Genomic DNA, 24,581 nt, shown 5'->3' with positions numbered 1-24,581 from the left:
GCGGAATGACCTTGGTCGAGCTGGTGATCACCATCGTGATCATCGGCATCGCCGCTGCAGCACTTTATTCCGCCATGGCTGCCATCACCGGGCGCTCTGCCGACCCGATGCTGCGTCAGCAGAGCCTTGCGATTGCCGAGGCCTACCTGGAAGAAATCGAGTTGCAGGCGTTTGCCTCGCAAGCGAACGCGGCGTGCAACCCGGCGCGTGCCTGTTTCAACGATGTGCGCGACTACGCTGGCCTTTCCGAGGCTCCGCACGATGCCTTCGGCATTGCCATAGCAGAGCTGGCCGCTTACCGCGTGGCGGTATCGGTCAGCGGGCCGAGCGATTGGAGCGGGGTGCCGGTGCTACATATCGAGGTTGGCGTCACCGATCCGGCCGGCGGCAGGCTGCAGCTCGATGGCTACCGTGCCTGCTACGGCGAAGCGGACGGCTCGGGGGCAAGCCTATGTCCCTGAATCAGCGGGGCTTCACGCTGGTGGAGCTGGTCATGGTCATCGCGCTTGCCGGGTTGGTGGCGGTGATGATTTCGACGGTGCTGTCCGGCCCGATGGAGAGCTTCACGGCGCAGAGTCGGCGTGCCGAGCTGGTGGATCTCGGTGCCGGAGCCCTGCAGCGTATGGCGCGCGATGTACGCCTCGCGGTTCCCAACTCTTTGCGCGTCACCGCAGACGGCCAGGCCTTCGAGTTGCTTTTGATTCACAGCGCGGCGCGCTACCGGCCCAACCGCAACGACAGTGACGGGTTGCGCTTTGGCGAGGCCGCGGCCAATTGCGGAAGCACCACAGTTGATGGTGCCTGTGATTCGGTTCAGGTCCTGACGCCTTCGCTCGATCTGTCCGGCGCGCGCTGGATGGTGCTCTACAACGTCGGGGCGCAATCGGGCACGACTCCGGTAGTGGGCGCAAATCTCTGGGCCGGTGGTAACCCCGGCGTGATTACGCCGACCGGCACGACCTTTACGCTGCGCAGCGGTGCGCCGACCGACGAGTCGCTCATCGCCCTCGGCAATCTGCCTGGCGGTGGCTTTCGTTTTGCATTCGCTTCGCCGCAGCGGCGCCTGTACCTGGCCGAGCGCGTAGTCGGTTATCGCTGCCAGAACGGGCAGCTCGTGCGTTACAGCTATAACCAGCTGCTCGCGAGCCTGCCCTCGTCACCGCCGCCAGGATCAGCGCCGCAAGTGCTCGCCAGCGACGTCACGCAGTGTCAGTTCAGCTATCGAGCCGGCACAGCGCAGCGCGGTGGACTGCTGAGCCTCTCGCTCGGCATGACTCAGGCTGGCGAAACCCTTCGGTTGACGCAACAGGTCCATGTCGACAATGCACCCTGACCGCTCTTTCCCGAGACGCTCGGCCGGCTTCGGGCTGGTCGCGGCGCTGTTTCTGATGGTGATCGTGGCGCTGATCATTCTGACGATGGCTCGACTATCGACGACCCAACACGGAACGGTCAGCCTCTCCATTCAACAGGCTCGTGCCTATCAGGCCGCCAGCGCGGGCCTGGAGTGGGGTATTGCGCGGGCGCTCGAGGGGGGGAGCTGCGCTTCGAGCGCGTCGCCGACGCTCAGCGGCAGTGGCCTCGATGACTTCGTCCTGCGCGTCGAGTGCCACCGGGATGACTACCTGGACGCCGCCGGCGCAAGCATCAGTCTGTATCGCCTCATCGCCACTGCCGAGAACGGCCAGCCCGGGGCGAAAGCGGACTATGCCTATCGACAATTGAGTGCCGTGGTGGAAGGGAAACCCTGATGAAGAGAGCCGTGCGTGACGTTCTGCTCGTCTGTTTCGCCCTGGTTTGCTCCGGGCTGGCCTGGAGCGCCGACGTGGGAATCTGTTCGGAGAACTTTCCGGACGGCCTGCAGAGTTACAACCGTGGTCAAATCTCGTTTGACGGCTTCGCCCAATTGCAGGGTAGTCCCGATGGTGTGCTACATGCCGGGGCAATTTACCGACATTGGCTTTGGTCGTTGTTAGCACCAACCTGTACGACGAAGCAGTGCCAAGCTAGTGGCACTAACGGTCCGTTGCAGTCGGCAGGCAGTTTTCCAAGTTTCGTTGGTCAGAAGGATGTGCTTGTTCTTCCTAACCGAGAAGAGCAGCTGGATGCTGATTCGCGCAACCGCTATGGAGTTTGGGACATTAAGAAGCGTGCGCGCTTGGCTGTCCGCAGCGGAGGCCAAAATTTTTATATCGAAGAGGTGCGGATGGCGGATGACGCTATCCTTGAACTTTCGGCTGGCGACTATTGGATCGGGTCGCTCAACACCAGCAAGGCTTCGCAGATTCAGGTCGTTGGCAACGGAAGAGTACGACTGTTCGTTCGTGACTCGGCTAGCTTTGGCGAACGCTCATTGCTCAATTCACCCGCGAACGAGAGCACCGGGGCTTCAAGCAAGCTTTTCTTCTACGGCTACAAGAATGTCGGTTTTGGCACTAACTCGACCATTAGCGGTTATTTATACAGTGAGCAAAACGTCACTCTTGGGGACACATCATCGCTCTACGGCGCGGTGACAGCTGCGAACATTTCACTAGGTTCGAATGCGACCGTTGTGTATATGGCACCAACTGGTAGCTGTGCCAAACCCACTGAGCTTCGGTTGAGCTGGTTGCTCGACGAAGGGAGCTGGACCGGGGCGCTCGGTGAGGTCAAGGATGCATCAGGAAACGGACTTGCGGGTCGGTCAGTTAACGGTGCTATGACTGACTTTGCCGAACCTGCTTTAAGAGAGGAGGGTAATCTTGGTACCTGTGGATATGGGCGCTTCCGATCTGCTTCACAACAATATGTTCAAACGCCCCACAATGATCTGTTGACTCTGCAAGATAGTTTCACGATCGGGTTATGGGTTAAGCCCAGAAGCCTTCCTCCTGCTGATCTCATGTCGATCCTTTCAAAAGACGAGAACTACGAATTTCATCTGAACCCCGACGGTACGGTGAACTGGTGGTGGCGGACCACCGGGCCGACTTCAACGGTCCATTTCAACAGCAACAAAGCGCTAAAAGTCGGGGAGTGGAGTCATGTTCTGATCCGTTACACGCCTGGTGATCAGCGGATTTTCATTAACGGTGTCGAGGCTGGGAGGGCGAATTTTTCTGGAACACCGGTGGCCAACACCGATCCGTTGCAACTGGGGTGGGACCAGTTGGCTGGCCGCTATTTCAACGGTGACCTGGATGAGCTCCGCATTTATGACGGCGCTCTCAGCGATAGTGAGGTTGCCGCGTTGGCAGCGGAACGACACGCTTGCTCGCGTCGGCTCCAATGCTTCGGCGATACCTTCGATGACGCGCTCAGTGACGATTGGGTAGCTTCCAGCCGTGGCAGGACGGCGTTCACGCCAGCTGTTTACGGCGAGCGCCTCCGGTTGACCAGTAACGCTACTAACGTAGCTACCGCTACGGCTCTACAAAGGATCTTCCCGGCGCAGGGAAACTTCATCCAAGTTGAATTTGATTACTACGCATATAACGGCACTGGTGCCGATGGCATCGCAGTGATTCTGTCCGATGCTACTCAGACCCCTCAGCCGGGGGGATTCGGTGGCTCACTAGGGTATGCGCAACTCAACGACAACGCGAATAAGGTCAGCGGTTTTGCGGGTGGATGGCTCGGGATCGCTCTAGACGAGTACGGTAACTTCTCTACCCGGGGCGAAGGGCGCGAGGGGGGGCGAACCGACCGAATACCAGACTCAGTAAGCGTGCGAGGCGCGGGCAATGGGCTCGTTGGCTACCGTTACCTGGCCGGCACGGAAAGCTCGCTCCGCCCGGGCGTTGACGATGCGAGCAGTAAAAGTGCAGCGCCCGGGCATCGGTATAGGATTACCGTCGATGCTCGGAATGAAGGCCAGGCACTAGTTACGGTAGAACGCAAGACGGACTCGGGATTTGAAGTTCTGTCCAACCTCAACAAGTACAACGTCATGGCCGGCAACGTCCAGCCGGCGATGCCGGATCGGTTCTTCTTGTCCTTTACAGGCTCTACTGGCGCGTCGACCAACATCCACGAAATCGACAATCTCAATGTCTGCGCAACGGAAATCCGGCCCATCGGCCAGCGGATCCATCACTTTGATCTCCGCTATACGTCACCGTCACTGACCTGTAATCCGCAGGAGGTCACTGTTACCGCCTGCCTGAACGCGGACTGCTCACAGGTCTACAGCGAGGCGGTGACGGCCAGGCTCACCGCTGACGGAGCGGTTTGGCAAGGCGGTAGCGATCTGATCTTGACCGGCGGCACGGCCGTGGCCAAGGTGCAGGTCACGCGCGCCGGACAAGCAACGATCGGTGTGGGTGGGTCTACTCCCCCGGCTCTTTCCTTTGGCGAAACCACCTGCTCCACGGCTGGGTGCAAACTCGTAGGGGTGGAGAGCGGGTTCGTCCTCGATGTACCGACGCTCATCGCCAACCGCCCTCAACCCGATATCTGGCTACGCGCTGTAAAGGCCGATGCAAAGGACCCGCAGAAGTGCGTGGCTGGGTTTGGCGGCGGGACTAAAAGTATTGGTTTCAATGCCACCTACGATTCGCCGAGCACCGGCAGTCGGGCGGTTAGCATCAACGGCACGCCGATCAGTACGACGCCAACCGGTTCGGCAAGCGAGTTCACTCCGCTAACCTTGAAATTCGATGGCGAGGCCAAAGCCCCCCTCACCGTCAACTATTCCGATGCGGGGAGGATGAACCTGAACGTCCGGTACGCGCCTGCCGAGGGCGATGAGCGGGGGCTGATCATGCTGGGGGCGGACCAGTTTCTCAGCAAGCCTTACGGGATCCACATCGAGACCGATATCGACAAGCGTGCCGCCGCTGCGCGTTGTAATGGTCCAGGTATCGACCAGTGCCCTGTGTTCATTGCTGCAGGGGAGCCCTTTCCGGTGCGCTTCCGTGCCGTCGGCTGGGATGGCTCGGACACAGAGCCGCATACGGCTCAAGAGTTGGCCAACAATGTCTCCACGCCGAACTTTGCCCTAAGTGCCGCCAGCGGCGCATTCAAGCTGGAGCAAACGCTCATCGCGCCAGGTGGGGGTAATCCTGGCGTACTGGGCGTAAATGCCTATGACCATGCGCGAGGTGATTTCACGACGGTCGCGGCTCAGAGCATTTCTGAAGTTGGCATCTTCAAGCTCAAGGCCCGATTGAGCGAGGGTGTCAGTTATTTCGGTGAGCCGGTGGAGGGGGGCGAGAGCAATCTGATCGGTCGTTTCATCCCTGCGCGCCTGGGTGTGGCCGGAACCGCCCGTCTGGCATCCAGTTGCGGTCCGTTCAGCTACCAAGGGCAGCCGATGGGGTTTGCCTCGGGTGCTGAGCCGCAGATCAGGGTGACGGCCTACAACAGCGCTGGTGTGGTCACCCGGAACTATGACATCGCGCCGTTCTGGCGACTCGGCTCACCGCAGCGCGAAGCCTATCGCTCGATTACCGGTAAGGCCGGCCTGGATAGCCGCCTCGTTGCGCTCGGCAGTGCCACCGAAACGGTTGAGGAAGCCGACACCGGCGATGGCTCGCGCTTGTATCGCTGGGCGGGGGAGCAGCTGAGCTATACCCCGGCTGTCACGCCGACCAGCGATGATATTCCGTTCGTTGCGGCCATAGAGCAGACGCTTACCGCAGGCGGCCTTACGGATCTGGATGGCGCTTGCCACTCCTCCGTGGGCTCTGGTTGCCAGGCATACAGCTACCCGTTCGCCGCCGGCAGCGAAGTTAGGCTTGGGCGTCTGGTACTGGGTAATGCTCACGGCTCGGAACTCCAGGGGCTCGATCTCCCGCTTTCGATCGAAACCTGGCAGACGCTTGGTACTGCGCCTGGCTTCAGACTCGAAGCAGGAGATCAATGCACAACGGCGGCTTCGCTCGGGCAGATCACGCTGCAGGCCCATGGCGGAGAGATCGCGCCAAGCGACACGACAGCAAGTTTGGTGATGCCTGCAGGCGGGCAGGGCACGCTTTCCTTGACGGCGCCGGGCCAAGGCAACGACGGTAGCCTCAAGGTCGGTTTGCCATCGATGCCGGACTGGTTCAGGTACAACTGGTCGGGCAATGGGCGTGAGCCGGCGTCTGGATTGGCGAGCTTTGGCATATATCGTGGCTCGCCACCCCTCATCTTCCGCCGCGAAGTCTATCGCTAGAAAACACAAAGGCCGCTCACCTGAGCGGCCTTTGTGTCTTGGCATAAAAGAGGGGATTCCCGGCCTGCCTGTACCGAGGTCCCCGAAACTGGTCGCTAGAGTCTATGCACTGCGTGTGCCAGTTTCGTTTCAACGGTGGGATGGGGATTTTGATGCGGTTTTCGGGCTTCGGCTGGCTCTGGAGAAGGCCGCCGATGTGCAGCGTGGTGCAGCGCCCGGCTGCCTTGCCCGGTTATGGCGCGTCAGTCCTGTTCGGGCCAGAAGCGCAGTGGCTCGCCCTGGGCCGGCCACAGGCGCAGCTGATCGATACGCGAGACGTCCCAGCGCTGTACCTGGCCGAGCAGCTCGAGGAAGCGCTGCTCCTGGCGCATGATCGGTTCCGCGCACATCTTGCGGGTGCTGCCGATGTTCTCGAAGCGCAGGTTTTCACCTTCCAGGCGGTAACTGGCGAACCAGTGGTTGCAGCCGGCGTTGCCGTAGGCCCGGTCACCGGAGAGCGTCAGCGAAACCGGGGTGCGCCCGACGACCGCGTCGTCGCCGATCCATTCGGCGACATAGGTAACGTCGTTCTCCAGCGTCAGCGGTTCTACCGCGCAGCCAGTAGAGGCCAGTGCGGCAGCGATCAGCGGCAGGGTGTAGCGATGCATCAGTGAGCTTCCTTGCAGGTGGGACAGAAATGGTGGCCGTTGCGGCTCGCCCAGCCAAGCTCGGCGATGCGGGCTTCGGCGGCCGGGGCCTGGGCCGCTTCGCCCAGCGCGGCGTCAACGGCGAATTCGAAATCCAGACGTTTGCCGCAGCCGTTGCAGTCGACCTGCCACTGATGGATCGCCAGTTCGCGGAACACCGGCCCGCTGGCCACGGCCATCCATTGCCCGGGCGGGTTGATGAGGTGGCGGACCTTCTCGACCGTCAGGCGTTGTGAAAGGTCACGGCTGCCCTTGAGCGTGACGAGCAGGGTGTCGCCGATGCGGATCGAGCCGCCGTTGCCGGTGACCTGATAGCGCCCCGGCGCCAGCGCTCGACATTCGGTGAGCGTATGCGCGGGGCTGAGAAGGGAGTAGCGGAAATCGTGTTCGGCCATCGGAGCGTTGCCTGGCTGCTGGAGCTGCGGCCGGTAATGCTAGCACGGTCGCCCGGGCGACGTGACGACGGGCACGTTTCAGTGCGAGGCGGCGGAGTTCACCTCGTGGATTTCCAGCATGCGTTCCAGCTCGCTGCGCAGCAGCGGGTCCTGGCAGCCGGGCAGATATTCGCGCAGCTTGCGGATGACCCACTGCTGGCCCTTGTCGATGAACGGGATGCGCTCGTCGAGCGACTCGATGGCCATCGCCTTGCCGTAGAACGCGCCGGTTTCCTTGTTCGGTTCGAGACCGAGGTGCTTGAGGCAATCGAGCAGCAGCTTGCAGCTCTCGATTTCGCCCTGGCGGACCTGTTCGAGCAACTGCCGCTGGACCGGGTCGGAGGTCTGCTGCAGCGAGTCTCCGGCGACTTTCGCGCCGGCGCGCTCGGCGCTGAGCAGGTCCTGTAGCAGTTGCGCTTCGCCTTCGGGCGTATTGAGCGGGCTGTGTGGAGCGGTCATGTCTCGTCTCCTGTCGGACGCCGACGGCGCCAGGGCGCCGCGGCAGGGGAAGGCCAAGGCCGGCTTGCCGGCCTCGAGGATCGTCGGCCGCAAGCCATCGGCGGCATCGGTACTCAGAGCTTTTTCGCGGAAAGAATCTTCACCGGCTCGAGCGGGACGTTCTGCATCATGCTGCGGTTGCCGGTCGGTACTTGGGCGATCTGGTCAACCACATCCATGCCGCGCACGACCTTGCCGAACACCGCGTAGCCGAAGTCGCGCGAACCGTGGTCGAGAAAGTCGTTGTCGCGGTGGTTGATGAAGAACTGGCTGGTGGCCGAGTCGACTTGCTGGGTGCGCGCCATGGCGACCGTGCCGCGCACGTTGTGCAGGCCATTGTCGGCCTCGTTCTTGATCGGCGCGCGGGTCGCCTTCTGGTTCAGCCCTTCGCTGAAACCACCCCCCTGGATCATGAAGCCCGGGATGACGCGATGGAAAACGGTGTTGTCGTAGAAGCCGCTTTCAACGTAGCCGAGGAAGTTCTCGACGCTGATCGGCGCTTTCTCGGACTCGAGTTCGATCTCGATTTCACCGAGGCTGGTGGTGAGCAGCACATGGGGCTTTTCAGCCGCCAGCAGGTTGCCGGCGAGCAGCATGGAGCAGGCAACGAGGGCTAGACGTTTGAGCATGGCGGGTTTCCTGATGGTTGCGATTCAATCAGCCTTGCCCTTGGTGGGCGAGGATTGCTCGGCATCGTACGTGCGGATCAGGTCGATGAGAATCCGCGTGGCCGGGCCGAGCGGCTTGTCGGGGTTAGTGTAGAGATAGAACAACGGCCTGCGGATGCTACCTTGGATCAGCGGCAGCGGTTTGAGCACGCCTTCGGCGAGCTCGCGTTCGATCATGTGCCGTGGCAGCCAGGCGAAGCCCAGGCCGCTGCTGACGAAGGCTACCGAGGTCGCCAGGCTGCCGACCGTCCAGCGCTGTTCGGCGCCGAGCCAGCCGGCATCGCGCGGCTGGCGCACGCCGGTATCGCGAACGACCACCTGCATCTGGCTCTGCAGGTCCTGCACGCTGAGCTTGCGGCCGAGCTGATGCAGCGGGTGCTCGGCCTGCGCGACCGCGATGAATTCCACGCTGCTGAGCTCGGCGCCCAGATGCCCGGTGATGTCCAGTGCGCTGATGGCCAGGTCGGCACTGCCGTCCTTGAGGGTTTCCTCCACGCCGGACAGCACTTCCTCGCGCAGTCGCACGCGACAGCCGCGGCTTTTGGGCATGAACGCCGTTAGGGCGCGAATGATCTTCTGGTTGGGGTAGGCGGCATCGACCGACAACCGGACCTCCGCCTCCCAGCCTTGCTCCATGTGGTGGGCGAGCTCTTCGAGCTGGCTGGCCTGGTTGACGAGCTGGCGCGAGCGCCGCAGCAGCACTTCGCCGGCTTCGGTGAGCACCGCCTTGCGCCCGTCGATGCGCAGCAGCGGCACGCCAAGCTGCTCCTGCATGCGTGCCACGGTGTAGCTGACCGACGATTGCGAGCGATGCAGCACTTCGGCCGCCTGGGCGAAGCCGCCACTGTCGATCACCGCTTGCAGCGTGCGCCATTGCTCGAGCGTCACACGTGGCACTTTCATCTACGTCGGTTCCCCTGCCTCTGGTCTGCTACGCTGGCTGCCCGCCTGGTCAGGAGACAGCCGAATGAAAAATATCCGCTACAGCCTGCTTGCCCTGCTACTGCCGCTGACGGCCTCTGCAGCGACTTACCCGATCGACGTCGACGAGCAGCTCAATGGCGCGGAAATCATGGCGACGCCGCAGGCCATCGACCGTGATCTGGCCGCTGTCGAACTGCACAACTACGGCCAGCGTGCCGCGGTCTGCACGCTGGTATTCCGCAACGGGCCGGAGACACCACGCACCCGTCGCACCGAGCTCGAACCCGGTGAGCGCAAGGCGCTGTCGAGCAAGTTCAAGCGCGACATCATCCGCCTGCGCATTCAGCTCAGCTGCGAGCCCAAGTAGGGCGGCTCACTCGAGTACGTTTTCCAGTATTTCGTAGATCGCGCCGCTGGCGGCGATAAGCAGGAGATCGCGGCCGACCTGGCGCCATTCGTAGCCGGCGTAGTGCGGCAGACGGTCGAGCAGGCGCTGGTCGAGCTTCATCGCGATCCCCGGCGGCAGCGGCTTGCCGCGGGCGAGATTCTTGCGGATGCCCGGTGGCAGGGAGCTGGCCGGTTGCCAGAGGTCGCGGTGGCGCTCGAGCGTGCGGCGGACGTCGCGGACATCGATCGTCGGGCCGTGCAGGTCATGGGTATAAGCCGCGCCGGGCTTGCCCTGGCCCGGCATGCCGTGTTTCGGCTCGGCGATCGCCAGGTTGGCGCTGCAGGCAACGGCCAGCACGGCAGCGCTGGCAAAGGGGCTGATCCACTTGTTCATCGAGTTCATCGGCTGACTCCCGGGAATTAATTCCCCGTTTCGATTGTTTCCAGCTTAGCGCCTGCGCGCGCGTTGGAACATGCTGGCCATTGCAGAACGCGCCTTTGCCCGTCGAAGCGGTTAACCTATGGCATTCGTCTTCACGTTTCTCCGAGGTTGCCCTTGTTTGATCAATTCGCCCTGCACGAACGCCTGCTCAAGGCGGTAGCCGAACTCAAGTTCGTCGAGCCGACCGCGGTGCAGGTCGCGGCCATCCCGCCGGCCCTCGAAGGCCGCGATCTGCGGGTGACGGCACAGACCGGCAGCGGCAAGACCGCCGCGTTCGTCCTGCCGATGCTCAACCGGCTGATCCGCGATGCCCAGCCGCGTACCGATGTGCGCGCACTGATTCTGCTGCCGACCCGTGAGCTGGCACAGCAGACGCTCAAGGAAGTCGAGCGCTTCGCCCGCTTCACCTTCCTCAAGGCCGGGCTGATCACCGGCGGCGAGGACTTCAAGGTGCAGGCCGCCATGCTGCGCAAGATTCCCGACGTCCTGATCGGCACGCCGGGCCGGCTGATCGAGCATCTGGAGGCGGGCAATCTGGTGCTGGGCGACGTCGAGATCGTCGTGCTCGACGAGGCCGACCGGATGCTCGACATGGGCTTTGCCGAAGACGTGCAGCGTCTGGTCGACCAATGCCCGCGGCGCCAGCAGACGCTGCTGTTCTCCGCCACCAGTGGCGGCGCCGGCCTGCGTGAAATGGTCACGAAAGTGCTGCGCGAGCCGCTGCACCTGCAGCTCAACCGGGTCAGCGAACTCAATGAGGCGACCCGTCAGCAGATCATCACGACCGACGACGTGGCGCACAAGGAGCGGCTCGTGCATTGGCTGCTCGCCAATGAGACGTACCAGAAGGCGGTGATCTTCACCAATACCCGGGCCCAGGCCGACCGTCTTTACGGCCACCTGGTGGCGAGCGACGTCAAGGTCTTCGTGTTGCACGGGGAGAAGGACCAGAAAGAGCGCAAGCTCGCCATCGAGCGGCTCAAGCAGGGTGGCGTCAAGGTGCTCGTGGCCACCGACGTGGCGGCGCGCGGCCTGGACATCGAAGGCATGGATCTGGTGATCAACTTCGATATGCCACGCTCCGGCGATGAATACGTGCACCGCATCGGCCGCACTGGCCGTGCCGGCGGCGAGGGGCTGGCCATTTCGCTGATCGGCCACACTGAATGGAACCTGATGTCGAGCATCGAGCGCTATCTGAAGCAGCGCTTCGAGCGTCGCGTGATCAAGGGCCTGAAGGGCCACTACCAGGGGCCGAAGAACCTGAAAGCCTCCGGCAAGGCCGCGGGAACCAAGAAAAAGAAGGTCGACAAGAAGAAAGGCGCCACCGAGAAGAAGGCCCGGCCAGCCGCCAAGCGGCCTAAATCGGCGCCCTCAGCGGTGGTCAATGTCGACGGCACAGCGCCGCTGCGCCGCAAGAAGCCGGCCGCCGAGTAAGGCGGCCGCGCGCATTCACTTGTCCGACGGCATGTCCGCCTGCCGTTCGGCCTCTTCCAGCTGGCGCATGCGCCGGTCATAGGCCTCGCACTCGTCACCCAGTTGCTCGGCGGTGCGACGGTCCTCGTCCTGGCGGATTTCCTCGTTCAATTGTCTGGCGCGCTCCGGGTCGTTCTGAGTCAGCTGGTTGACCCGCTCGGCGAGCTGCTCGGCCTTGGCGGTGATTTCGTCGGGCGTACAGGCCGCCTGCACGGCAGGGCTGGCCAGCAGGGCGGCGGCGAGGGGCAGGAACAGCGCTTTCATGGGCCTATCCTCATTCGGTTGCGTTGTACGGTGGATCGCCCGGCGGCCGCTTTAGTTCAGCGAACCGGGCGCCGCGGGCACGGTCGGAACTAGTAAGACCGGCACCTTCTGAGGAGATCGCCATGAGCTACGACTGGGAACTCGTCCTGCGCCTGCTGCATGAGGTACAGCAGTCGGCCAACCACAACTTCCAGCCACGTCGCTACGCCGAGGAGCATGCACTCGACCTGGAGAACCGCGGCCAGCCGATGCCCAACCTCGACAGCCTGCGTGCCGAAGCGGCGAACTACGAGAGCATCCTGTTCGAAGGCGGGTTCATGGTCGCGCGACCGGAAGAAGAGGGCGGCACGGGCGAGAATTTCGTGCTGACCGAGCGCGGCCAGCAGCTGCTCGACGTGCTCGATGGTCGCCACCCTGACAGCGCCAATTTGCGCCAGCGCATGACCGACCAGGGCGCTGCGGCGCTGGTGCCGGAAACCTTCGATGCGCTGATCGCCCGGCGCTGAGTACGGCGCCGGGCTCAGCGTGGCTGGTCGAGGCTCTTGACCGTCAGCTCCAGCGCCCGGCGCATGTCCAGCCGCGCCGAGCGGCCGACGTCCTGGTCGTCGATGCGGAAGTTGCGCTCGGACGGCAGGATCGGCGCGGTCAGGTCGTCCGCGTCGGCGGGCTCGAAGTCCGACTCGCCGCCTATGGTCATCGCGCTGCGCCGCAGCAGCTCGCGCAGCTGCTCGGGCTTCAATTGCGGGTTGATCGAGCGCATCGCCGCGAGCGTGCCGGCCACCAGTGGCGTGGCATAGGAGGTGCCGCAGTGCACATCGCCGGTCAGGCCGGACTCCAGGGTTGCGGCGCGGGTACAGGCCGAGGCGGTGATGTCCACGCGCATGTCGACGTTCGACGACGGCCGTTTGTCGACGTAGCCGGGATGCTCGACCGGGACGTCGCGATCAAGGTCGCGCTGGTGGCCACCGACCACCAGCAGTTGCTCGGTGATGAACGACGATGGCAGGCGGTAATCATCGCTGCCCGAGCGCGCCGAGCCGTTGCCGGCGGAATTGACGACCACCACATCCGGGTGCTCGCGGCGCAGCCAGAGAAAGAACTCCTCGAGCAGCTCTTCGTAGCCGCTCATGGCGATGCCGGAGCGCAGCAGGGAGTCCACCGGCTCGCCATGCACATCGACCGTGCCGATGCGATGGATACCCCAGCTCCAGTTGAGGATGCGCGCACCGTCCTCGACCAGGTTCACCGAGGCCGCGACATTCGCCGTGATGCCGGCGTCTGAATTGCGCTCGACGATCACCTCGAAACCCGGGCCGGTGCCATCCAGGGCGCTGAGAAAACCCTGGTCACGGCTATCGTCGCCACGCGCGGCGAGGATGCCGGCCACGCTGCTGCCGTGGCCATCCGGCCGGTCGGCATCGCGGCCATAGAGACAGGTGCGCCGCGCGGCCGGCTTGCAAGGTTCGAGGTAGCCGGCAAATGCGGCGGCGTCGAAGTCCAGGTCGCGCTCGATCACCCCAATGCGCACCGGTGTGGTCTTGATCGGCGCGTCGCGCGCCGGAATTCGATGGCGGTAGTAGGCGACCGCATCGAGAAAACGGTTGGCTGCCCACTCCTGATCCTGCGGCCGCCGGGCTCCGCGATCCTGTTCGACGGGTTCGGCGCTGCTTTCCTCGACCACCACGGCGTCGACCCCTGTTTCGCTTCCCAGGCGCAGCACCAGCGCGTCGCGCTCGGTGAGGTCCTTGACCGGCAGACGCAACTGGTAGGTGTTGAGCGGTGCGATGGCGCCCACCACTTCCGCCCCGTAGCGCTTGGCCAGGCGGCGCGCGGTCGGCAGGCCCTCGAGGTCTTCCTCGATGATCAGGCTGACCAGGTCGATGTAGCTGGGCAGACCGTCCATGTTTTCGGTGACCCGCTCTTCGCTGGCGGCGACCACCTGGCTGCGCCCCAGCGAAAGCCAGGCCGCATTGCTGCGTCGGCCAGCGTGTTCCAGCCACAAGGGGCCGCTGCGGTGCCGTTCGGCGTCGAGGGTGAAACGCAGGTTGGCGCCGCTGCGCTGGATGTGCGAGGCGCTGATCTCCTTGCCGGCCAGCTTCAGGCGCACGGGCTGATCGCCGGCGCCCTCGCTGCGCAGGCAGAAGGTCAGTTCGCGTTCGGCGAGCAGGTCGCCACAGCGTTGCAGCTGCTTGAGCCGCAGCGCCGGCTCGGCCAGCGCCGAGGCGCTCAGCAGCATGAATACGGACAGGCCGAGGAGCGGCCGCGAGATCGAGGCGGACATGACGGGAATCTGCAAGGGAAGGCTCGGTTGGTCGAAGAGGTCTCGAAGGTGGCGGCCGGCGCCGATACAGGGCCGGCGCGGTGTTACAGGTCCCGGGCCAGGCGCAGGCCGCCGAACTGCCAGCGCATCGCCGGTTGGAAGAAATTGCGGTAGGTGGCGCGGATGTGCGAGGCCGGGGTCGCGCAACAACCGCCACGCAGGACCATCTGCCCGGACATGAACTTGCCGTTGTATTCGCCAAGGCTGCCCGGCAGCGGCCGGAACCCGGGGTAGGGCAGGTAGGCGCTGGCTGTCCACTCCCAGACATCGCCGAACAACTGGCTCGGTGCCTGGCCGGCCGCGCCGCCGGCGACCGGCTGCAGGTAGTCGCTCTCGAGGAAGTTGCCGACCTGTGGCACGCCGCTGGCCGCCAGCTCCCACTCGGCCTCGCGCGGCAGCCGTGCGCCGGCCCAGCGGGCAAAGGCATCGGCCTCGTAATAGCTGACATGGCACACCGGGGCCTCGAGGTCGAGCGCGCGCAGGCCGCCAAGGGTCATCTCGTGCCAGGCGTCGTCCAGATGTTGCCAGTACAGCGGCGCGTGCCAGGCGCTCTGCTGGATCAGCGACCAGCCGTCGGCCAGCCAGAGTTCCGGGCGTGCGTAGCCGCCGTCGGCAATGAAGGCCAGGTACTCGCCGTTGGTCACCAGTCGCTCGGCGAGCTGGAAATCCTCGACGAACGCGCGATGGCGCGGCGTCTCGCAGTCGAACGAGAAGCCGTTGCCGTCATGCCCGATGGTCACCACGCCGCCGGCATAGTCATGCCACTGGCGACGTTGGGGGGCGCGCTTGGGGGCCGCCCGCAGATCGGCGCGGTAGACCGGGTGCAGCGGGTTCTGCGCGAGGATGTGCTTGATGTCCATGAGCAGCAGCTCCTGATGCTGCTGCTCGTGCTGCAGGCCGAGCTCCACGCGCCGGATGATCTCGTCCAGATGCTCGGCCGGCGGCTGGGCCAGCAGCTCGGTCATCGCCTGGTCGACATGCGCGCGAAAGCGGTAGACCTCGTCGACCCCTGGGCGCGACAGCAACCCGCGGCGCGGTCGCGGAAACGGCGTGCCATGGGTTTCGTAATAGGAGTTGAACAGGTGGTCGAAGGCTGCGTTCGGTGTCCGGTAGCCGGCGAAATAGGGCTTGAGGATGAACGCCTCGAAGAACCAGGTGACATGCGCCAGGTGCCACTTCGGTGGGCTGACGTCGGGCATGCTCTGGATCACGTAGTCCTCGGTCTGCAGTGGCGCGCAGATGGCCTCGCTGGTCGCGCGCACCTGCGCGAAGCGCGCCTGCAATGCCGCCAGCGCCGTCTCGGCGGCTGGCTGTTTCGGCTGTTCTGCCAGATTGCCCATGGCTCCCCCTTCGCCCGTTGTTCGCGGCAGACGCCGCTTGCATAGCGACCGGCTGCGCTACGCAAAGTTTCTGCCCGCCGGTATGAACCATCGTCGGCTTGCACGACTCGGCAAGAGGAACCGGAGGATTCCCATGAAACGAACTTTGCTACTGGGCTCGAGCCTGCTGCTCGGCGCCTGTACCCAACACGACACCGCGTCCTATACCGAGGCGGCCGGTGCGCCGAAGCGGGCCGAGACGCAAGCACTGGAGGCCGGCGCCCGGCTGCTGCAGGGCAAGGCGCCGCTGAACGCGGTGAGCGCCTACCTCAACGGCTTCCACTTCTACAGCGGCGACATGGACGGCCAGATGGAGGCGCACCACTACGTGACCCGGCTCAACGAGGACGTGATGCAAGCGGTGATCTACGACGGCAACGGCCGCGATGCCAAGCTGATGGGCGTCGAGTACATCATCAGTGCACGCCTGTTCGAAGGCCTGCCGGACGAGGAGAAGACGCTCTGGCACAGCCATGACTACGAGGTGAAGTCCGGCACCCTGGTGGCCCCGGGGCTGCCGCAACTCGCCGAGAAGGCGCTGATGGAACAGGTGGTGACCACCTACGGCAAGACCTGGCACACCTGGCATACCGACCGCGACAAGGCCCTGCCGTACGGCATTCCGGCGCTGATGATGGGGTTCACCGCCGACGGCCAGCTCGATCCTGCGCTGGAGGCGGCGCGCGATCGGCGCCTAGGCGTCGATACCGGGGCCAGCCGTCGAGCGCGGGCGTCCATCGCGCAGCCGCCGGTCGACCCGCTGGCCAACGCCTGGGAGCATGGCGAGGTCATCCGCCTGCAGCGCGTGCGGATTTCCGCCGAACCGCCGCAGGCCGATGAGATAGGCCCGGCCGAGGTGCACGAGCGTGGCAAACTCGGCGAGCAGCTGCAGCGCAGCGGCGTGCCCTGAGTTCAGCTTTCGGCCAGCGGCGGCGTCGGGCGGATGAGTATCTCGTTGAGGTCGACGTGCGCCGGCTGGCTGAGCGCATAGACGACCGCTCGGGCGATGTCCTCGGGCTGCAGGGCATAGGCCGGCGGTTCGTCGAACAGCGGCGTGTCGACCATGCCCGGCTCGACCAGGGTGACACGCACGCCGGTGCCGCGCAGCTCCTCGCGCAGGTTCATGCCGATACCGGTGACCGCCCACTTGCTGGCGCCGTACATGGAGCCCGGAATCACGAAGCGACCGGCCGCCGAGCCGGTCAGCAACACGTGGCCGCGGCTGGCCTTGAGCGCTTCGAGCGTGTAGCGCAGGGTCAGCGCAACGCCATAGACGTTGGTCAGCAGCATGGCTTTCCATGCCTCTGGATCGGCACCGCTGAAGCCGCCTTCGCTGCCGGGAATGCCGGCGTTGGCGTAGACCGCGTCGAGCTGGCCGAAATGCGCCAGCGTGTGCGCGACCATGGCCTGCTGGTCCTCGATCGATTGCACATCGCAGCGCAGCGCCAGGGCCCGCTCGCTGCCGCCGAGTTCGTCCACCAGCTCCGCCAGCCTGGCTTGCGAACGCGCCGCCAGGGCCACGCGGTAACCGTTTGCCGCGGCCAGCCGGGCGGTAGCCGCACCGATGCCGGACGAGGCGCCGGTAATCAGCAGAACCGGATCGCTCATGTCGGCTCCTAGTAGTTCGGCGTGGTTTCAGGAATCCCGCTGGCGTCGGTGATGAAGGGCATCGACCAGTCCTCCAGTTGGCAGCCTTTGAGGCGCAGCTCCTGGCGGGTGCGTTCGATCGTCTCGGCCAGGCGCAGCGGGTCGGCGTAGGCCTCGCGCTCGATCTGGGCGACACGCAGCACCTCGGCGCCGTCGCCGTTCATCACGGTGAAGCCGAAGCTGTCGCCGTCCGGGTTGGCTCCGGTCACGCAGCCATAGGGCAGAAAGGCTTCGGCGGCGATCTTCATGGCGTTGTCCAGGGTCAGCGCAGTCGTGGTCATCGCGGCATTCTCCAAAAGGGTTACAGGCGGGTAGACCGACGCCGGCGCCAGCCGTTTCCCTTCAGGCGACCGGCTGTCGCTTGTGCACGGCACCGGCCGGCACCATATTCGAGCGATGACCGATAGCACTCTCGATGCCTTGGCCGGCTTCCATCCCGCGGTCGCCGGCTGGTTCGCCCGCACCTTCGGCCGGCCGACGCCGGCGCAGGGCCGCGCCTGGCCGCTGATTCGTGCCGGCCGCTCGACCCTGGTCGCGGCGCCGACCGGCTCGGGCAAGACGCTGACCGCCTTTCTCGCCGCGCTCGACGCCCTGGTGCAGCAGAGCCTTGCCGACGGCGGGCTGCCAGATGAGACCCGGGTCGTCTACGTGTCGCCGCTCAAGGCGCTGTCGAACGACATTCACCTGAATCTCGAGGCGCCGCTGGCTGGCATCGCCGAAGAACTGGTGCGGCTCGGCCTGCCCGCACCGGGCATCCGCACCGCCGTGCGCACCGGCGACACCCCGCAGGCCGAGCGCGCGGCGATGCGTCGGCGGCGGCCGCACGTGCTGGTCACCACGCCCGAGTCGCTTTACGTGCTGCTTGGCTCGGCGTCCGGCCGCGAGATGCTCAAGGACGTGCGCAGCCTGATCGTCGACGAGATCCACGCGGTGGCCGGCAACAAGCGTGGCAGCCACCTGGCGCTGACCCTCGAGCGGCTCGAGGCGCTGTGCGCGCGACCGCTGGTGCGGGTCGGGCTGTCGGCCACGCAGAAGCCGGTCGAGGCGGTGGCCAATTTTCTCGTCGGCGCCGGGCGCACCTGCGAGATCGTTGACATCGGCCACGGCCGGGCGCGCGACCTGGCGCTGGAAGTGCCGCCGGTGCCGCTTGATGCGGTGATGAGCAATCAGGCCTGGGAGGCCGTCTACGACCGCCTCGCCGAGCTGGCGCGCGAGCACCGCACCACGCTGGTATTCGTCAACACCCGGCGCATGGCCGAGCGCACCGCGCGGCACCTGTCCGAGCGCCTCGGTCAGGCGGTGGTCGGTGCGCACCACGGCTCGATGGCGCGGGAGCACCGCTTGCGCGCCGAGCAGCAGCTCAAGGCCGGTGAGCTGCGCCTGCTGGTCGCTACCGCCTCGCTGGAGCTGGGCATCGACATCGGCGAGGTGGAGCTGGTCTGCCAGCTCGGTTCGCCGCGCTCGATCTCGGCCTTTCTGCAGCGCGTCGGCCGCGCCGGGCACCAGGTCGCCGGGGTGTCGAAGGGGCGCCTGTTCCCCACTTCGCGCGACGACCTGGTCGAGTGCGCCGCGCTGCTCGACGCGGTGCGCCGCGGCGAGCTGGATCGCCTGCAGATTCCCCGCGCGCCGCTGGATGTGCTGGCCCAGCAGATCGTCGCCGAGGTCGCCTGCGCCGAATGGGGCGAGGACGAGCTGCTCGCGCTGATCCATCGCGCCGGGCCCTATCGTGAACTCGACGTCCGGCATTACCAGGCACTGCTCGAGATGCTCGCCCAGGGCTACAGCACCCGCCACGGGCCGCGTGGCGCCTACCTGCACCGCGACAGCGTCAGCCGCAGCCTGCGCGGCCGGCGTGGCGGGCGCACCACGGCGCTGACCTCCGGCGGCACCATCGCCGACAACGCCGACTACGCGGTGCTGCTCGAACCCCAGGGGCTGAACATCGGCACGGTCAACGAGGACTTCGCCGTCGAAAGCCTGGCCGGCGACATCTTCCAGCTTGGCAATACCTCCTACCGCATCCTCAAGATCGAGTCCGGCCGGGTGCGCGTGGAGGATGCTCGCGGCCAGCCGCCGAATATCCCGTTCTGGATCGGCGAGGCGCCCGGGCGCAGCGACGCGCTGTCGCTGGCCGTGGCGCGGCTGCGCGAGGAGGTCGGGCAACGTCTGGCGCAGGCGGCCGGCGAGCTGCAGGTGGCGCTCGCCTGGCTGGTCGAGTCACTCGGCCTGCCCGAGGCCGGCGCACGGCAGATCGTCGAATACCTGGCGCGCGCACGCGCCGCGCTCGGCGAGCTGCCGACCCAGCAGCGGCTGGTCATGGAGCGCTTCTTCGACGAATCCGGCGGCACCCAGCTGGTCATCCATTCGCCGTTCGGCAGCCGCCTAAACCGCGCCTGGGGCCTGGCCTTGCGCAAACGGTTCTGCCGCACCTTCAACTTTGAGCTGCAGGCGGCCGCGACGGAGGACGCCATCGTGCTGTCGCTGTCGACCAGCCACAGCTTCCCGCTCGAGGAGGTCTGGCGCTATCTGCATTCGGCCACGGCCGAGCACGTGCTGATCCAGGCGCTGCTCGATGCGCCGCTGTTCGCCGTGCGCTGGCGCTGGAACGCGGTCACCGCGCTGGCCCTGCCGCGCATGAGCGGCGGCCGGCGGGTGGCGCCGCAACTGCAGCGGATGAAGAGCGAAGACCTGCTGGCCACGGTGTTCCCCGATCAGGTCGCCTGCCTGGAGAACATCGTCGGCGAACGTGAGATTCCCGAGCATCCGCTGGTCGCCCAGACCCTCGACGACTGCCTGCACGAGGCGATGGACAGCGAGGGCTGGCTGGCCCTGCTGCGGCGCATCGAAGGCGGCGAGGTGGAGTTGCTGACCCGCGACCTGCCGGCGCCCTCGCCGCTGGCGATGGAAGTGCTCGGCGCGAGGCCCTATGCCTTCCTCGATGATGTGCCGCTGGAAGAGCGGCGCACCCAGGCGGTGCTGGCGCGACGCTGGAGCGAGCCGCAGGGCAGCGAGGACATGGGCGCGCTGGACGCCGAGGCGATTGCCGCGGTACGCGAACAGGCCTGGCCCGAGGTACGCAGTTGCGACGAGATGCACGAGGCGCTGGTCGGGCTGGGCTGCCTCGCCGAAAGCGAGTTGCAGGACGGCTGGCATGCCTGGCTGCAGACCCTGGCGCAGGGCGGCCGCGCCACCTGCCTGGCGGTCGCCGAGGGCCGCAGCCTGTGGGTCGCCCGCGAGCGACTGGCCCTGCTGCGCCGCTTGTACCCGAACGCGCCTGCCGAGCCCGCGCTGGACGTACCGGCCTGCGCCGATGACGAGGACGCTGCGGGGGTTGAGCTGCTGCGCGCCCGGCTCAGCGGCTTCGGCCCGCTGCCGTTGCCGCTGATCGCGCGGCCGCTGGCGCTGCCGGCCTCGCAGGTGGCGCAGGCGCTGCTGGCGCTGGAACGCGAGGGCTACGCCATGCGCGGGCGCTTCAGCCCCGCTGCGAGCCAGGACGAGTGGTGCGAGCGGCACCTGCTGGCGCGTATCCACCGCTACACGGTCAAGCGCCTGCGTCGCGAAATCGAACCGGTGGAGCCGGCCGCCTTCATGCGCTTTCTCATCGACTGGCAGCACCTTGGCGCGCAGACGCGGCTGCGCGGCCGCGAGGCGCTGGCCCTGGTGCTCGACCAGCTCGAGGGCTTCCAGGCCGCCGCCGGCGCCTGGGAAAGCGACCTGCTGCCGGCGCGGCTGGATGAATACAGCCCGCTCTGGCTGGATGAGGCCTGCCGCTCCGGGCGCATCGTCTGGGCGCGCCTGGCCGGGCGAACCCGCGCCGCGGCCGGCCCGGTGCGCGGCACGCCGATCGTCCTGCTGCCACGCCGTGCGCTGAGTGCCTGGCAGGCGCTGTCGAGCGGAGAGGGCGAGGCCGAGCCTTCGCCGCGGGCGGCCAAGGTGCGTGACGCGCTGGCCCGGCACGGCGCGCTGTTCTTTGACGAACTGCAGCACGAGGCGCACCTGTTGCGCAGCGAGCTGGAGGACGCCCTCGGCGAGCTGGTCGCCCTTGGCCTGGTGAACGCCGACGGCTTTGCCGGGTTGCGTGCGCTGCTCGCCCCGGCGAGCCGACGCAGCCGCGAGTCACGGCGGCGCCACGGCGGGGCCTTCATCGGCGGCATGGCCGACGCCGGCCGCTGGGCCTTGCTGCGCGGCGGCGGCGAAGCGCCGAGCGAAGACGAGCGCCTGGAGCAGGTCGCCCGCGTGCTGCTGCGGCGCTATGGCGTGGTGTTCTGGCGCCTGCTCGAGCGCGAGGCCGACTGGCTGCCGCCCTGGCGCGAGCTGGTGCGCGTCTATCACCGCCTGGAAGCGCGCGGTGAAATCCGTGGCGGGCGCTTCGTCGCCGGCATGTCGGGCGAGCAGTTCGCCCTGCCCGAAGCGCTCGGCCCGCTGCGCGAGGCCAGGCACTCGGCTGCGGCGGAGCAATGGGTGGTGGTCTCCGCGGTCGATCCGCTGAATCAGCTGGGTACCCTGCTGCCGGGCAGCCGCGTCGCTGCGCTCCCTGGCAATCGCATTCTCTACCGTGATGGGGTGGCCCAGGCGGTGCTGGTCGCCGGCGAGGTGCACTGGCTGGCCGAACTGGACGAGGCCGGGCAGCAGCAGGCGCGCCGCAGGCTGATCGTCACACGGCGCTAGCACGGGCTCAGCCGGTGCATTGCAGCGCGGCAAGGTCCTGGCGCAGCGCGGCCAGCCGCTCGGCCAGCTGGCGCTGCTGACGCTCGCTGGCCTCGGCGTGGATGTCGCGCAGCAGCGCCAGGGTCGCGTGTTCGGCCTGCGTGAAGGCGGCGCGATCCGCCTCGCTCCAGAGCGCCTGGCGGTCCTGCAGCAGTGGCGCGAGGCGGGTGGCGAAATCGGCTTGCTGGCGATGCTCGAGCGCCTGCAGCAGCGCGGCCTGCCATTGGCGTCGGTTCTCCAGCCAGCGGCGATTCTGCTCGCCAAGGCTGTATGACCAGGCCAGCACTCGCTGACGCTGCGTCGCTTCGAGCGGCCCGAACCAGTTTTCCAGGCGCTCGGTGCTGCGCTCGGCGCGTTCGCGAATCTGGCGCTCCAGCGGTGGCTGCAGATAGCGCTCCGTGTCTTCGCGCTGGCGCTCGGCCAGTTCGCGGCGCAAGTGTGCGACCTGCTCATCGTCCAACTCGCGCAGCAGCTCGACGGCCGACGGGGTGATCTGCCGGCCGATCTGCTGCAGGCTCTGGCGCAGCTCGGCAAAGGCCTGCTGCAGGAGGCCTTCGTCCACGGGCTGATCGCCGAGGTGGGCGCGCAACGCGTCGAGCCGGTCGACGTAGCGCGGCAGCTGGGTGCTGCAGTGCCAGTCGAGGTGGCGCTCGAGGCGCTCGGCCAGCAGGCGGCGCTGCGGGCCATCGAGGTCGAGGTAACGGTCCAGCGTCCAGGGCACCAAGAGGTCGAGGTTGCGATAGGCCAGCTCGACCCGGTTGCAGCTGGTCAATACCGATATCAGCAACGCCGCCAGCAGCCATGGCCGGCTCCAGGCACGGAACGATCGCATGCGAATTGCCCTCCCTACGACTCCAGTAGAGCGTAACGGACCCTGACGGTTCGCCGCGCAGCGGGATTCAGGCGAGCAAAAGCGGCGCCGCTGCGGTCAGCATATCGAGGCCGCACGAAATGGCGGCGCACGAACGGGAGATGTCCATGAGCCTGCAGATCAAGCATTTGAGTGGAGACGACGTGCCCAAGGCCTGGCGCCCGACCTGGGCCGTGTGCTGGGTGGTCGAGCTGGACGGCACGGTGGTCGGCGGACCTTACCGGACGGAGGAGGAGGCACGCGCGGTGGCCGACGGTGAAAGCGAACCGCGCATCCTGCAGACGCCGGCGCCCTGAGACGCCGCATGCCGGGTCACTGGCTGCGGCAATATTCCGGGCAGCGCGGTTCGTAAGCGGCGCTTGGCGGTGGTGCCTCGACCAGTTGCGAGACCAGCGCCAGCGCCTTCTCGAATGACGGATAACCGCTCTGGGCGACGTCGAGCCGGGTATAGGCCTCGCGGTAGGCGTCGGCCTTGTCGAGGTCACGCGCCTCGATCAGGTAGGGCTCCTGATGGATCTTGTAGAGCAGCGCCACGGCGTGCGGATGGCCCTTGTCGGCGGCCTTTTCCAGCAGGCGCACGACTTCCGACGGCTCGGGGCCCTGACGGATCAGCAGCAGCGCCTGATAGAACTCGATTTCGCCGCGCTCGTCCTGCGGCGCGCTGCGCTCGAGCAGGGCATGAGCCAGCTCGTAGCCGTCTTCCTGGCCGGCGGCGATGAGGATCTTGGCCTGCAGCAGGTCGTTCTGGTAGAGCAGACGATCGGCGCGGCAGCTAGTGCCGCTCCAGGGTTCGTCGCAGGAGTGGGACGCACAGCCGGCGAGGCCCAGCGCCGTGATGATCACCAGTGCTTTGTTCATTGCCTTCTCGTTGTGTGAGCTAGTCGGCAGTATGTCTGCGCCGGCTTCGATTCGCCATACGCCGTTGCGTTCCCCGCCGCTCAGGGCTTCAGGCTGATCGGCTCCAGCCCATAGCGGCCGATCAGGGCCTGCCATTCGCGGTACTGCGGCAGTTCGCCCACCTGTTGCTGGAGCGCATCGCAGGTCGCCGCGGGCAGGGCCGAGGTACAGAGCAGCCGGCGCTCGATCGGGTACAGCGGTCGTGACGACAGGTACAGCTGCTCGGCGTCGACCCCGTTCTGGCTGTAGTACAGCCAGGCCGAGCGCGGCATCAGCACCACGTCGAGACGGCCGGCGAGCAGCTTTTCCAGGTTCTGCAGGTCGCTTTGCACGTCTTCGCGATGGATGCGCCCGGCGGCGATCTGCTCGTCGAGTTCGGGGTAGCGATGCCCCAGTACGCCGCCCAGGCGCAGGCCGAGCAGGGACTGCGGACCGTCGTATTCGACCGGCGCGTCGCGGCGGGAGATCACGTCCTGACGGTCGAGCAAAAGCGGCGCCGACCAGCGCATGCCCTCGACGCTGGCCGGTTCGAAGAAGCGTGGCGTGGCCCAGAGCACGATGCCCGGCCTGCCGCGCTGGAGATTCAGGTCCAGGCGTTTGCGCGGCAATTCGTGCAGGAAGAAATCGAGATGGCCGTCGTTCGCGGCGTGCTGGTTGAGCAGGTCGACGAGGGCGGAGGAAAGGCCTTGCCCGTCACTGAGGTGAAACGGCGGCGACAGGTTGTAGGACCAGACCTCGACGCGCTCGGCAGCATGCAGGGGCAGCGACAGGCTTGCCAGCAGGGCGAGGCAGAGGCGCATCGTCATTGGCATCGGGAGACTCCTGGCAGCCGCGCGGGATGA

General features: G+C 66.3%; 24 protein-coding genes. 10 read left to right on the top strand and 14 right to left on the bottom strand.

The genetic code is table 11. The features are described 5' to 3' along the window. Window positions 1-5: 5 nt before the first annotated feature. From AC0KXH_RS13255 to AC0KXH_RS13240, 4 genes are read left to right on the top strand one after another with little or no spacing between them, the layout of a single operon-like run. Window positions 6-461 (top strand): prepilin-type N-terminal cleavage/methylation domain-containing protein, encoded by a 456-nt coding sequence (locus tag AC0KXH_RS13255; RefSeq protein WP_061341072.1) that lies wholly within the window; start codon window positions 6-8, stop codon window positions 459-461. After that, the gene (locus tag AC0KXH_RS13250) at window positions 452-1,333 is read left to right on the top strand and encodes a PulJ/GspJ family protein (protein WP_312764374.1); all 882 of its coding nucleotides are present in this window, start codon (window positions 452-454) and stop codon (window positions 1,331-1,333) included. Before AC0KXH_RS13255 ends, AC0KXH_RS13250 begins: the two co-directional genes overlap by 10 nt. Continuing rightward, a complete protein-coding gene (locus AC0KXH_RS13245; protein WP_488223533.1) occupies window positions 1,314-1,751 on the top strand; it encodes a pilus assembly PilX family protein in 438 nt (145 codons plus the stop codon). The genes AC0KXH_RS13250 and AC0KXH_RS13245 overlap by 20 nt, the downstream gene beginning before the upstream one ends. Next, entirely contained in the window at window positions 1,751-6,139 is a 4,389-nt protein-coding gene (locus AC0KXH_RS13240; protein WP_488223532.1) for a LamG-like jellyroll fold domain-containing protein, read from the top strand. The genes AC0KXH_RS13245 and AC0KXH_RS13240 overlap by 1 nt, the downstream gene beginning before the upstream one ends. 242 nt (window positions 6,140-6,381) lie before the next feature. Here the strand turns inward: AC0KXH_RS13240 and AC0KXH_RS13235 are convergent, their stop codons facing one another. The 5 genes from AC0KXH_RS13235 to AC0KXH_RS13215 all read right to left on the bottom strand — a co-directional run bounded on the left by AC0KXH_RS13235 (window position 6,382) and on the right by AC0KXH_RS13215 (window position 9,328). Next, window positions 6,382-6,786, bottom strand: a complete 405-nt coding sequence (locus AC0KXH_RS13235) for an META domain-containing protein (protein WP_041106886.1) — start codon at window positions 6,784-6,786, stop codon at window positions 6,382-6,384. After that, on the bottom strand, window positions 6,786-7,220 hold the full coding sequence (locus tag AC0KXH_RS13230) for a hypothetical protein (protein ID WP_061337104.1): 435 nt from the start codon (window positions 7,218-7,220) through the stop codon (window positions 6,786-6,788). The genes AC0KXH_RS13235 and AC0KXH_RS13230 overlap by 1 nt, the downstream gene beginning before the upstream one ends. Before the next feature lie 78 nt (window positions 7,221-7,298). Further along, a complete protein-coding gene (locus tag AC0KXH_RS13225) occupies window positions 7,299-7,718 on the bottom strand; it encodes a DUF6306 domain-containing protein (RefSeq protein WP_041106882.1) in 420 nt (139 codons plus the stop codon). Window positions 7,719-7,831: 113 nt separating this feature from the next. Further along, window positions 7,832-8,386: a peptidylprolyl isomerase gene (locus AC0KXH_RS13220; RefSeq protein ID WP_041106880.1), complete on the bottom strand. Its 555-nt coding sequence runs from the start codon at window positions 8,384-8,386 to the stop codon at window positions 7,832-7,834. A 24-nt stretch (window positions 8,387-8,410) separates the two neighbouring features. After that, window positions 8,411-9,328, bottom strand: a complete 918-nt coding sequence (locus AC0KXH_RS13215; RefSeq protein ID WP_041106878.1) for a LysR family transcriptional regulator — start codon at window positions 9,326-9,328, stop codon at window positions 8,411-8,413. A 64-nt stretch (window positions 9,329-9,392) separates the two neighbouring features. Here AC0KXH_RS13215 and AC0KXH_RS13210 point away from each other — a divergent pair, with 64 nt between their 5' ends. Next, a complete protein-coding gene (locus AC0KXH_RS13210) occupies window positions 9,393-9,716 on the top strand; it encodes a 3-phosphoglycerate kinase (protein ID WP_488223531.1) in 324 nt (107 codons plus the stop codon). A gap of 6 nt (window positions 9,717-9,722) precedes the next feature. Here the strand turns inward: AC0KXH_RS13210 and AC0KXH_RS13205 are convergent, their stop codons facing one another. Further along, window positions 9,723-10,130: an anti-virulence regulator CigR family protein gene (locus tag AC0KXH_RS13205; protein WP_488224612.1), complete on the bottom strand. Its 408-nt coding sequence runs from the start codon at window positions 10,128-10,130 to the stop codon at window positions 9,723-9,725. A gap of 162 nt (window positions 10,131-10,292) precedes the next feature. Between AC0KXH_RS13205 and AC0KXH_RS13200 the strand changes: the two genes are divergently transcribed. Next, the gene (locus tag AC0KXH_RS13200; protein WP_165563051.1) at window positions 10,293-11,615 is read left to right on the top strand and encodes a DEAD/DEAH box helicase; all 1,323 of its coding nucleotides are present in this window, start codon (window positions 10,293-10,295) and stop codon (window positions 11,613-11,615) included. Window positions 11,616-11,630: 15 nt separating this feature from the next. Here the strand turns inward: AC0KXH_RS13200 and AC0KXH_RS13195 are convergent, their stop codons facing one another. After that, window positions 11,631-11,918, bottom strand: a complete 288-nt coding sequence (locus AC0KXH_RS13195) for a hypothetical protein (protein ID WP_041106870.1) — start codon at window positions 11,916-11,918, stop codon at window positions 11,631-11,633. A 122-nt stretch (window positions 11,919-12,040) separates the two neighbouring features. Here AC0KXH_RS13195 and AC0KXH_RS13190 point away from each other — a divergent pair, with 122 nt between their 5' ends. After that, window positions 12,041-12,424, top strand: a complete 384-nt coding sequence (locus tag AC0KXH_RS13190; protein ID WP_041106868.1) for a hypothetical protein — start codon at window positions 12,041-12,043, stop codon at window positions 12,422-12,424. A 14-nt stretch (window positions 12,425-12,438) separates the two neighbouring features. Here AC0KXH_RS13190 and AC0KXH_RS13185 read toward each other — a convergent pair whose 3' ends face one another. Next, a complete protein-coding gene (locus AC0KXH_RS13185) occupies window positions 12,439-14,199 on the bottom strand; it encodes a S8/S53 family peptidase (RefSeq protein ID WP_212739576.1) in 1,761 nt (586 codons plus the stop codon). An 83-nt stretch (window positions 14,200-14,282) separates the two neighbouring features. Next, complete coding sequence (gene egtB, locus AC0KXH_RS13180; protein WP_165563052.1) at window positions 14,283-15,578, bottom strand: ergothioneine biosynthesis protein EgtB; 1,296 nt, start codon at window positions 15,576-15,578, stop codon at window positions 14,283-14,285. Between the two features lie 133 nt (window positions 15,579-15,711). Between egtB and AC0KXH_RS13175 the strand changes: the two genes are divergently transcribed. Further along, the gene (locus AC0KXH_RS13175; protein WP_488223530.1) at window positions 15,712-16,527 is read left to right on the top strand and encodes an OBAP family protein; all 816 of its coding nucleotides are present in this window, start codon (window positions 15,712-15,714) and stop codon (window positions 16,525-16,527) included. 2 nt (window positions 16,528-16,529) lie between these two features. On the opposite strand, the gene AC0KXH_RS13170 is transcribed toward AC0KXH_RS13175, so the two are convergent. Both AC0KXH_RS13170 and AC0KXH_RS13165 read right to left on the bottom strand, forming a co-directional pair. Further along, window positions 16,530-17,225: an SDR family oxidoreductase gene (locus AC0KXH_RS13170; protein WP_061337112.1), complete on the bottom strand. Its 696-nt coding sequence runs from the start codon at window positions 17,223-17,225 to the stop codon at window positions 16,530-16,532. Window positions 17,226-17,233: 8 nt separating this feature from the next. Continuing rightward, a complete protein-coding gene (locus AC0KXH_RS13165; protein ID WP_041106860.1) occupies window positions 17,234-17,545 on the bottom strand; it encodes a hypothetical protein in 312 nt (103 codons plus the stop codon). A gap of 115 nt (window positions 17,546-17,660) precedes the next feature. Between AC0KXH_RS13165 and AC0KXH_RS13160 the strand changes: the two genes are divergently transcribed. Next, entirely contained in the window at window positions 17,661-21,932 is a 4,272-nt protein-coding gene (locus tag AC0KXH_RS13160) for a DEAD/DEAH box helicase (protein WP_488223529.1), read from the top strand. Window positions 21,933-21,939: 7 nt separating this feature from the next. Here the strand turns inward: AC0KXH_RS13160 and AC0KXH_RS13155 are convergent, their stop codons facing one another. Then, window positions 21,940-22,803, bottom strand: coding sequence for a DUF6279 family lipoprotein (locus AC0KXH_RS13155; protein WP_488223528.1), 864 nt, complete (start codon window positions 22,801-22,803; stop codon window positions 21,940-21,942). A 146-nt stretch (window positions 22,804-22,949) separates the two neighbouring features. On the opposite strand from AC0KXH_RS13155, the gene AC0KXH_RS13150 reads away from it, so the two are divergent. Beyond that, the gene (locus tag AC0KXH_RS13150; RefSeq protein ID WP_041109621.1) at window positions 22,950-23,138 is read left to right on the top strand and encodes a hypothetical protein; all 189 of its coding nucleotides are present in this window, start codon (window positions 22,950-22,952) and stop codon (window positions 23,136-23,138) included. Window positions 23,139-23,154: 16 nt separating this feature from the next. Here AC0KXH_RS13150 and AC0KXH_RS13145 read toward each other — a convergent pair whose 3' ends face one another. Both AC0KXH_RS13145 and AC0KXH_RS13140 read right to left on the bottom strand, forming a co-directional pair. After that, window positions 23,155-23,700 (bottom strand): hypothetical protein, encoded by a 546-nt coding sequence (locus AC0KXH_RS13145; protein ID WP_041109389.1) that lies wholly within the window; start codon window positions 23,698-23,700, stop codon window positions 23,155-23,157. A gap of 80 nt (window positions 23,701-23,780) precedes the next feature. Next, complete coding sequence (locus AC0KXH_RS13140; protein ID WP_488223527.1) at window positions 23,781-24,551, bottom strand: PAAT family amino acid ABC transporter substrate-binding protein; 771 nt, start codon at window positions 24,549-24,551, stop codon at window positions 23,781-23,783. Window positions 24,552-24,581 lie beyond the last annotated feature (30 nt).

The organism is Stutzerimonas sp. CXK-1 (assembly GCF_057738225.1).
The sequence above is the reverse complement of the archived record's forward strand: the minus strand, read 5'-3'. Positions and strand labels throughout refer to the sequence as shown.

What these genes read in the sequence shown, in the direction of transcription:
- AC0KXH_RS13255 (WP_061341072.1), top strand. Translation starts at nt 6, where the DNA reads ATGACCTTGGTCGAGCTGGTGATCACCATCGTGATCATCGGCATCGCC.
- AC0KXH_RS13250 (WP_312764374.1), top strand. Translation starts at nt 452, where the DNA reads ATGTCCCTGAATCAGCGGGGCTTCACGCTGGTGGAGCTGGTCATGGTC.
- AC0KXH_RS13245 (WP_488223533.1), top strand. Translation starts at nt 1,314, where the DNA reads ATGTCGACAATGCACCCTGACCGCTCTTTCCCGAGACGCTCGGCCGGC.
- AC0KXH_RS13240 (WP_488223532.1), top strand. Translation starts at nt 1,751, where the DNA reads ATGAAGAGAGCCGTGCGTGACGTTCTGCTCGTCTGTTTCGCCCTGGTT.
- AC0KXH_RS13235 (WP_041106886.1), bottom strand. Translation starts at nt 6,786, where the DNA reads ATGCATCGCTACACCCTGCCGCTGATCGCTGCCGCACTGGCCTCTACT.
- AC0KXH_RS13230 (WP_061337104.1), bottom strand. Translation starts at nt 7,220, where the DNA reads ATGGCCGAACACGATTTCCGCTACTCCCTTCTCAGCCCCGCGCATACG.
- AC0KXH_RS13225 (WP_041106882.1), bottom strand. Translation starts at nt 7,718, where the DNA reads ATGACCGCTCCACACAGCCCGCTCAATACGCCCGAAGGCGAAGCGCAA.
- AC0KXH_RS13220 (WP_041106880.1), bottom strand. Translation starts at nt 8,386, where the DNA reads ATGCTCAAACGTCTAGCCCTCGTTGCCTGCTCCATGCTGCTCGCCGGC.
- AC0KXH_RS13215 (WP_041106878.1), bottom strand. Translation starts at nt 9,328, where the DNA reads ATGAAAGTGCCACGTGTGACGCTCGAGCAATGGCGCACGCTGCAAGCG.
- AC0KXH_RS13210 (WP_488223531.1), top strand. Translation starts at nt 9,393, where the DNA reads ATGAAAAATATCCGCTACAGCCTGCTTGCCCTGCTACTGCCGCTGACG.
- AC0KXH_RS13205 (WP_488224612.1), bottom strand. Translation starts at nt 10,130, where the DNA reads ATGAACAAGTGGATCAGCCCCTTTGCCAGCGCTGCCGTGCTGGCCGTT.
- AC0KXH_RS13195 (WP_041106870.1), bottom strand. Translation starts at nt 11,918, where the DNA reads ATGAAAGCGCTGTTCCTGCCCCTCGCCGCCGCCCTGCTGGCCAGCCCT.
- AC0KXH_RS13190 (WP_041106868.1), top strand. Translation starts at nt 12,041, where the DNA reads ATGAGCTACGACTGGGAACTCGTCCTGCGCCTGCTGCATGAGGTACAG.
- AC0KXH_RS13185 (WP_212739576.1), bottom strand. Translation starts at nt 14,199, where the DNA reads ATGTCCGCCTCGATCTCGCGGCCGCTCCTCGGCCTGTCCGTATTCATG.
- egtB (WP_165563052.1), bottom strand. Translation starts at nt 15,578, where the DNA reads ATGGGCAATCTGGCAGAACAGCCGAAACAGCCAGCCGCCGAGACGGCG.
- AC0KXH_RS13175 (WP_488223530.1), top strand. Translation starts at nt 15,712, where the DNA reads ATGAAACGAACTTTGCTACTGGGCTCGAGCCTGCTGCTCGGCGCCTGT.
- AC0KXH_RS13170 (WP_061337112.1), bottom strand. Translation starts at nt 17,225, where the DNA reads ATGAGCGATCCGGTTCTGCTGATTACCGGCGCCTCGTCCGGCATCGGT.
- AC0KXH_RS13165 (WP_041106860.1), bottom strand. Translation starts at nt 17,545, where the DNA reads ATGACCACGACTGCGCTGACCCTGGACAACGCCATGAAGATCGCCGCC.
- AC0KXH_RS13160 (WP_488223529.1), top strand. Translation starts at nt 17,661, where the DNA reads ATGACCGATAGCACTCTCGATGCCTTGGCCGGCTTCCATCCCGCGGTC.
- AC0KXH_RS13155 (WP_488223528.1), bottom strand. Translation starts at nt 22,803, where the DNA reads ATGCGATCGTTCCGTGCCTGGAGCCGGCCATGGCTGCTGGCGGCGTTG.
- AC0KXH_RS13150 (WP_041109621.1), top strand. Translation starts at nt 22,950, where the DNA reads ATGAGCCTGCAGATCAAGCATTTGAGTGGAGACGACGTGCCCAAGGCC.
- AC0KXH_RS13145 (WP_041109389.1), bottom strand. Translation starts at nt 23,700, where the DNA reads ATGAACAAAGCACTGGTGATCATCACGGCGCTGGGCCTCGCCGGCTGT.
- AC0KXH_RS13140 (WP_488223527.1), bottom strand. Translation starts at nt 24,551, where the DNA reads ATGCCAATGACGATGCGCCTCTGCCTCGCCCTGCTGGCAAGCCTGTCG.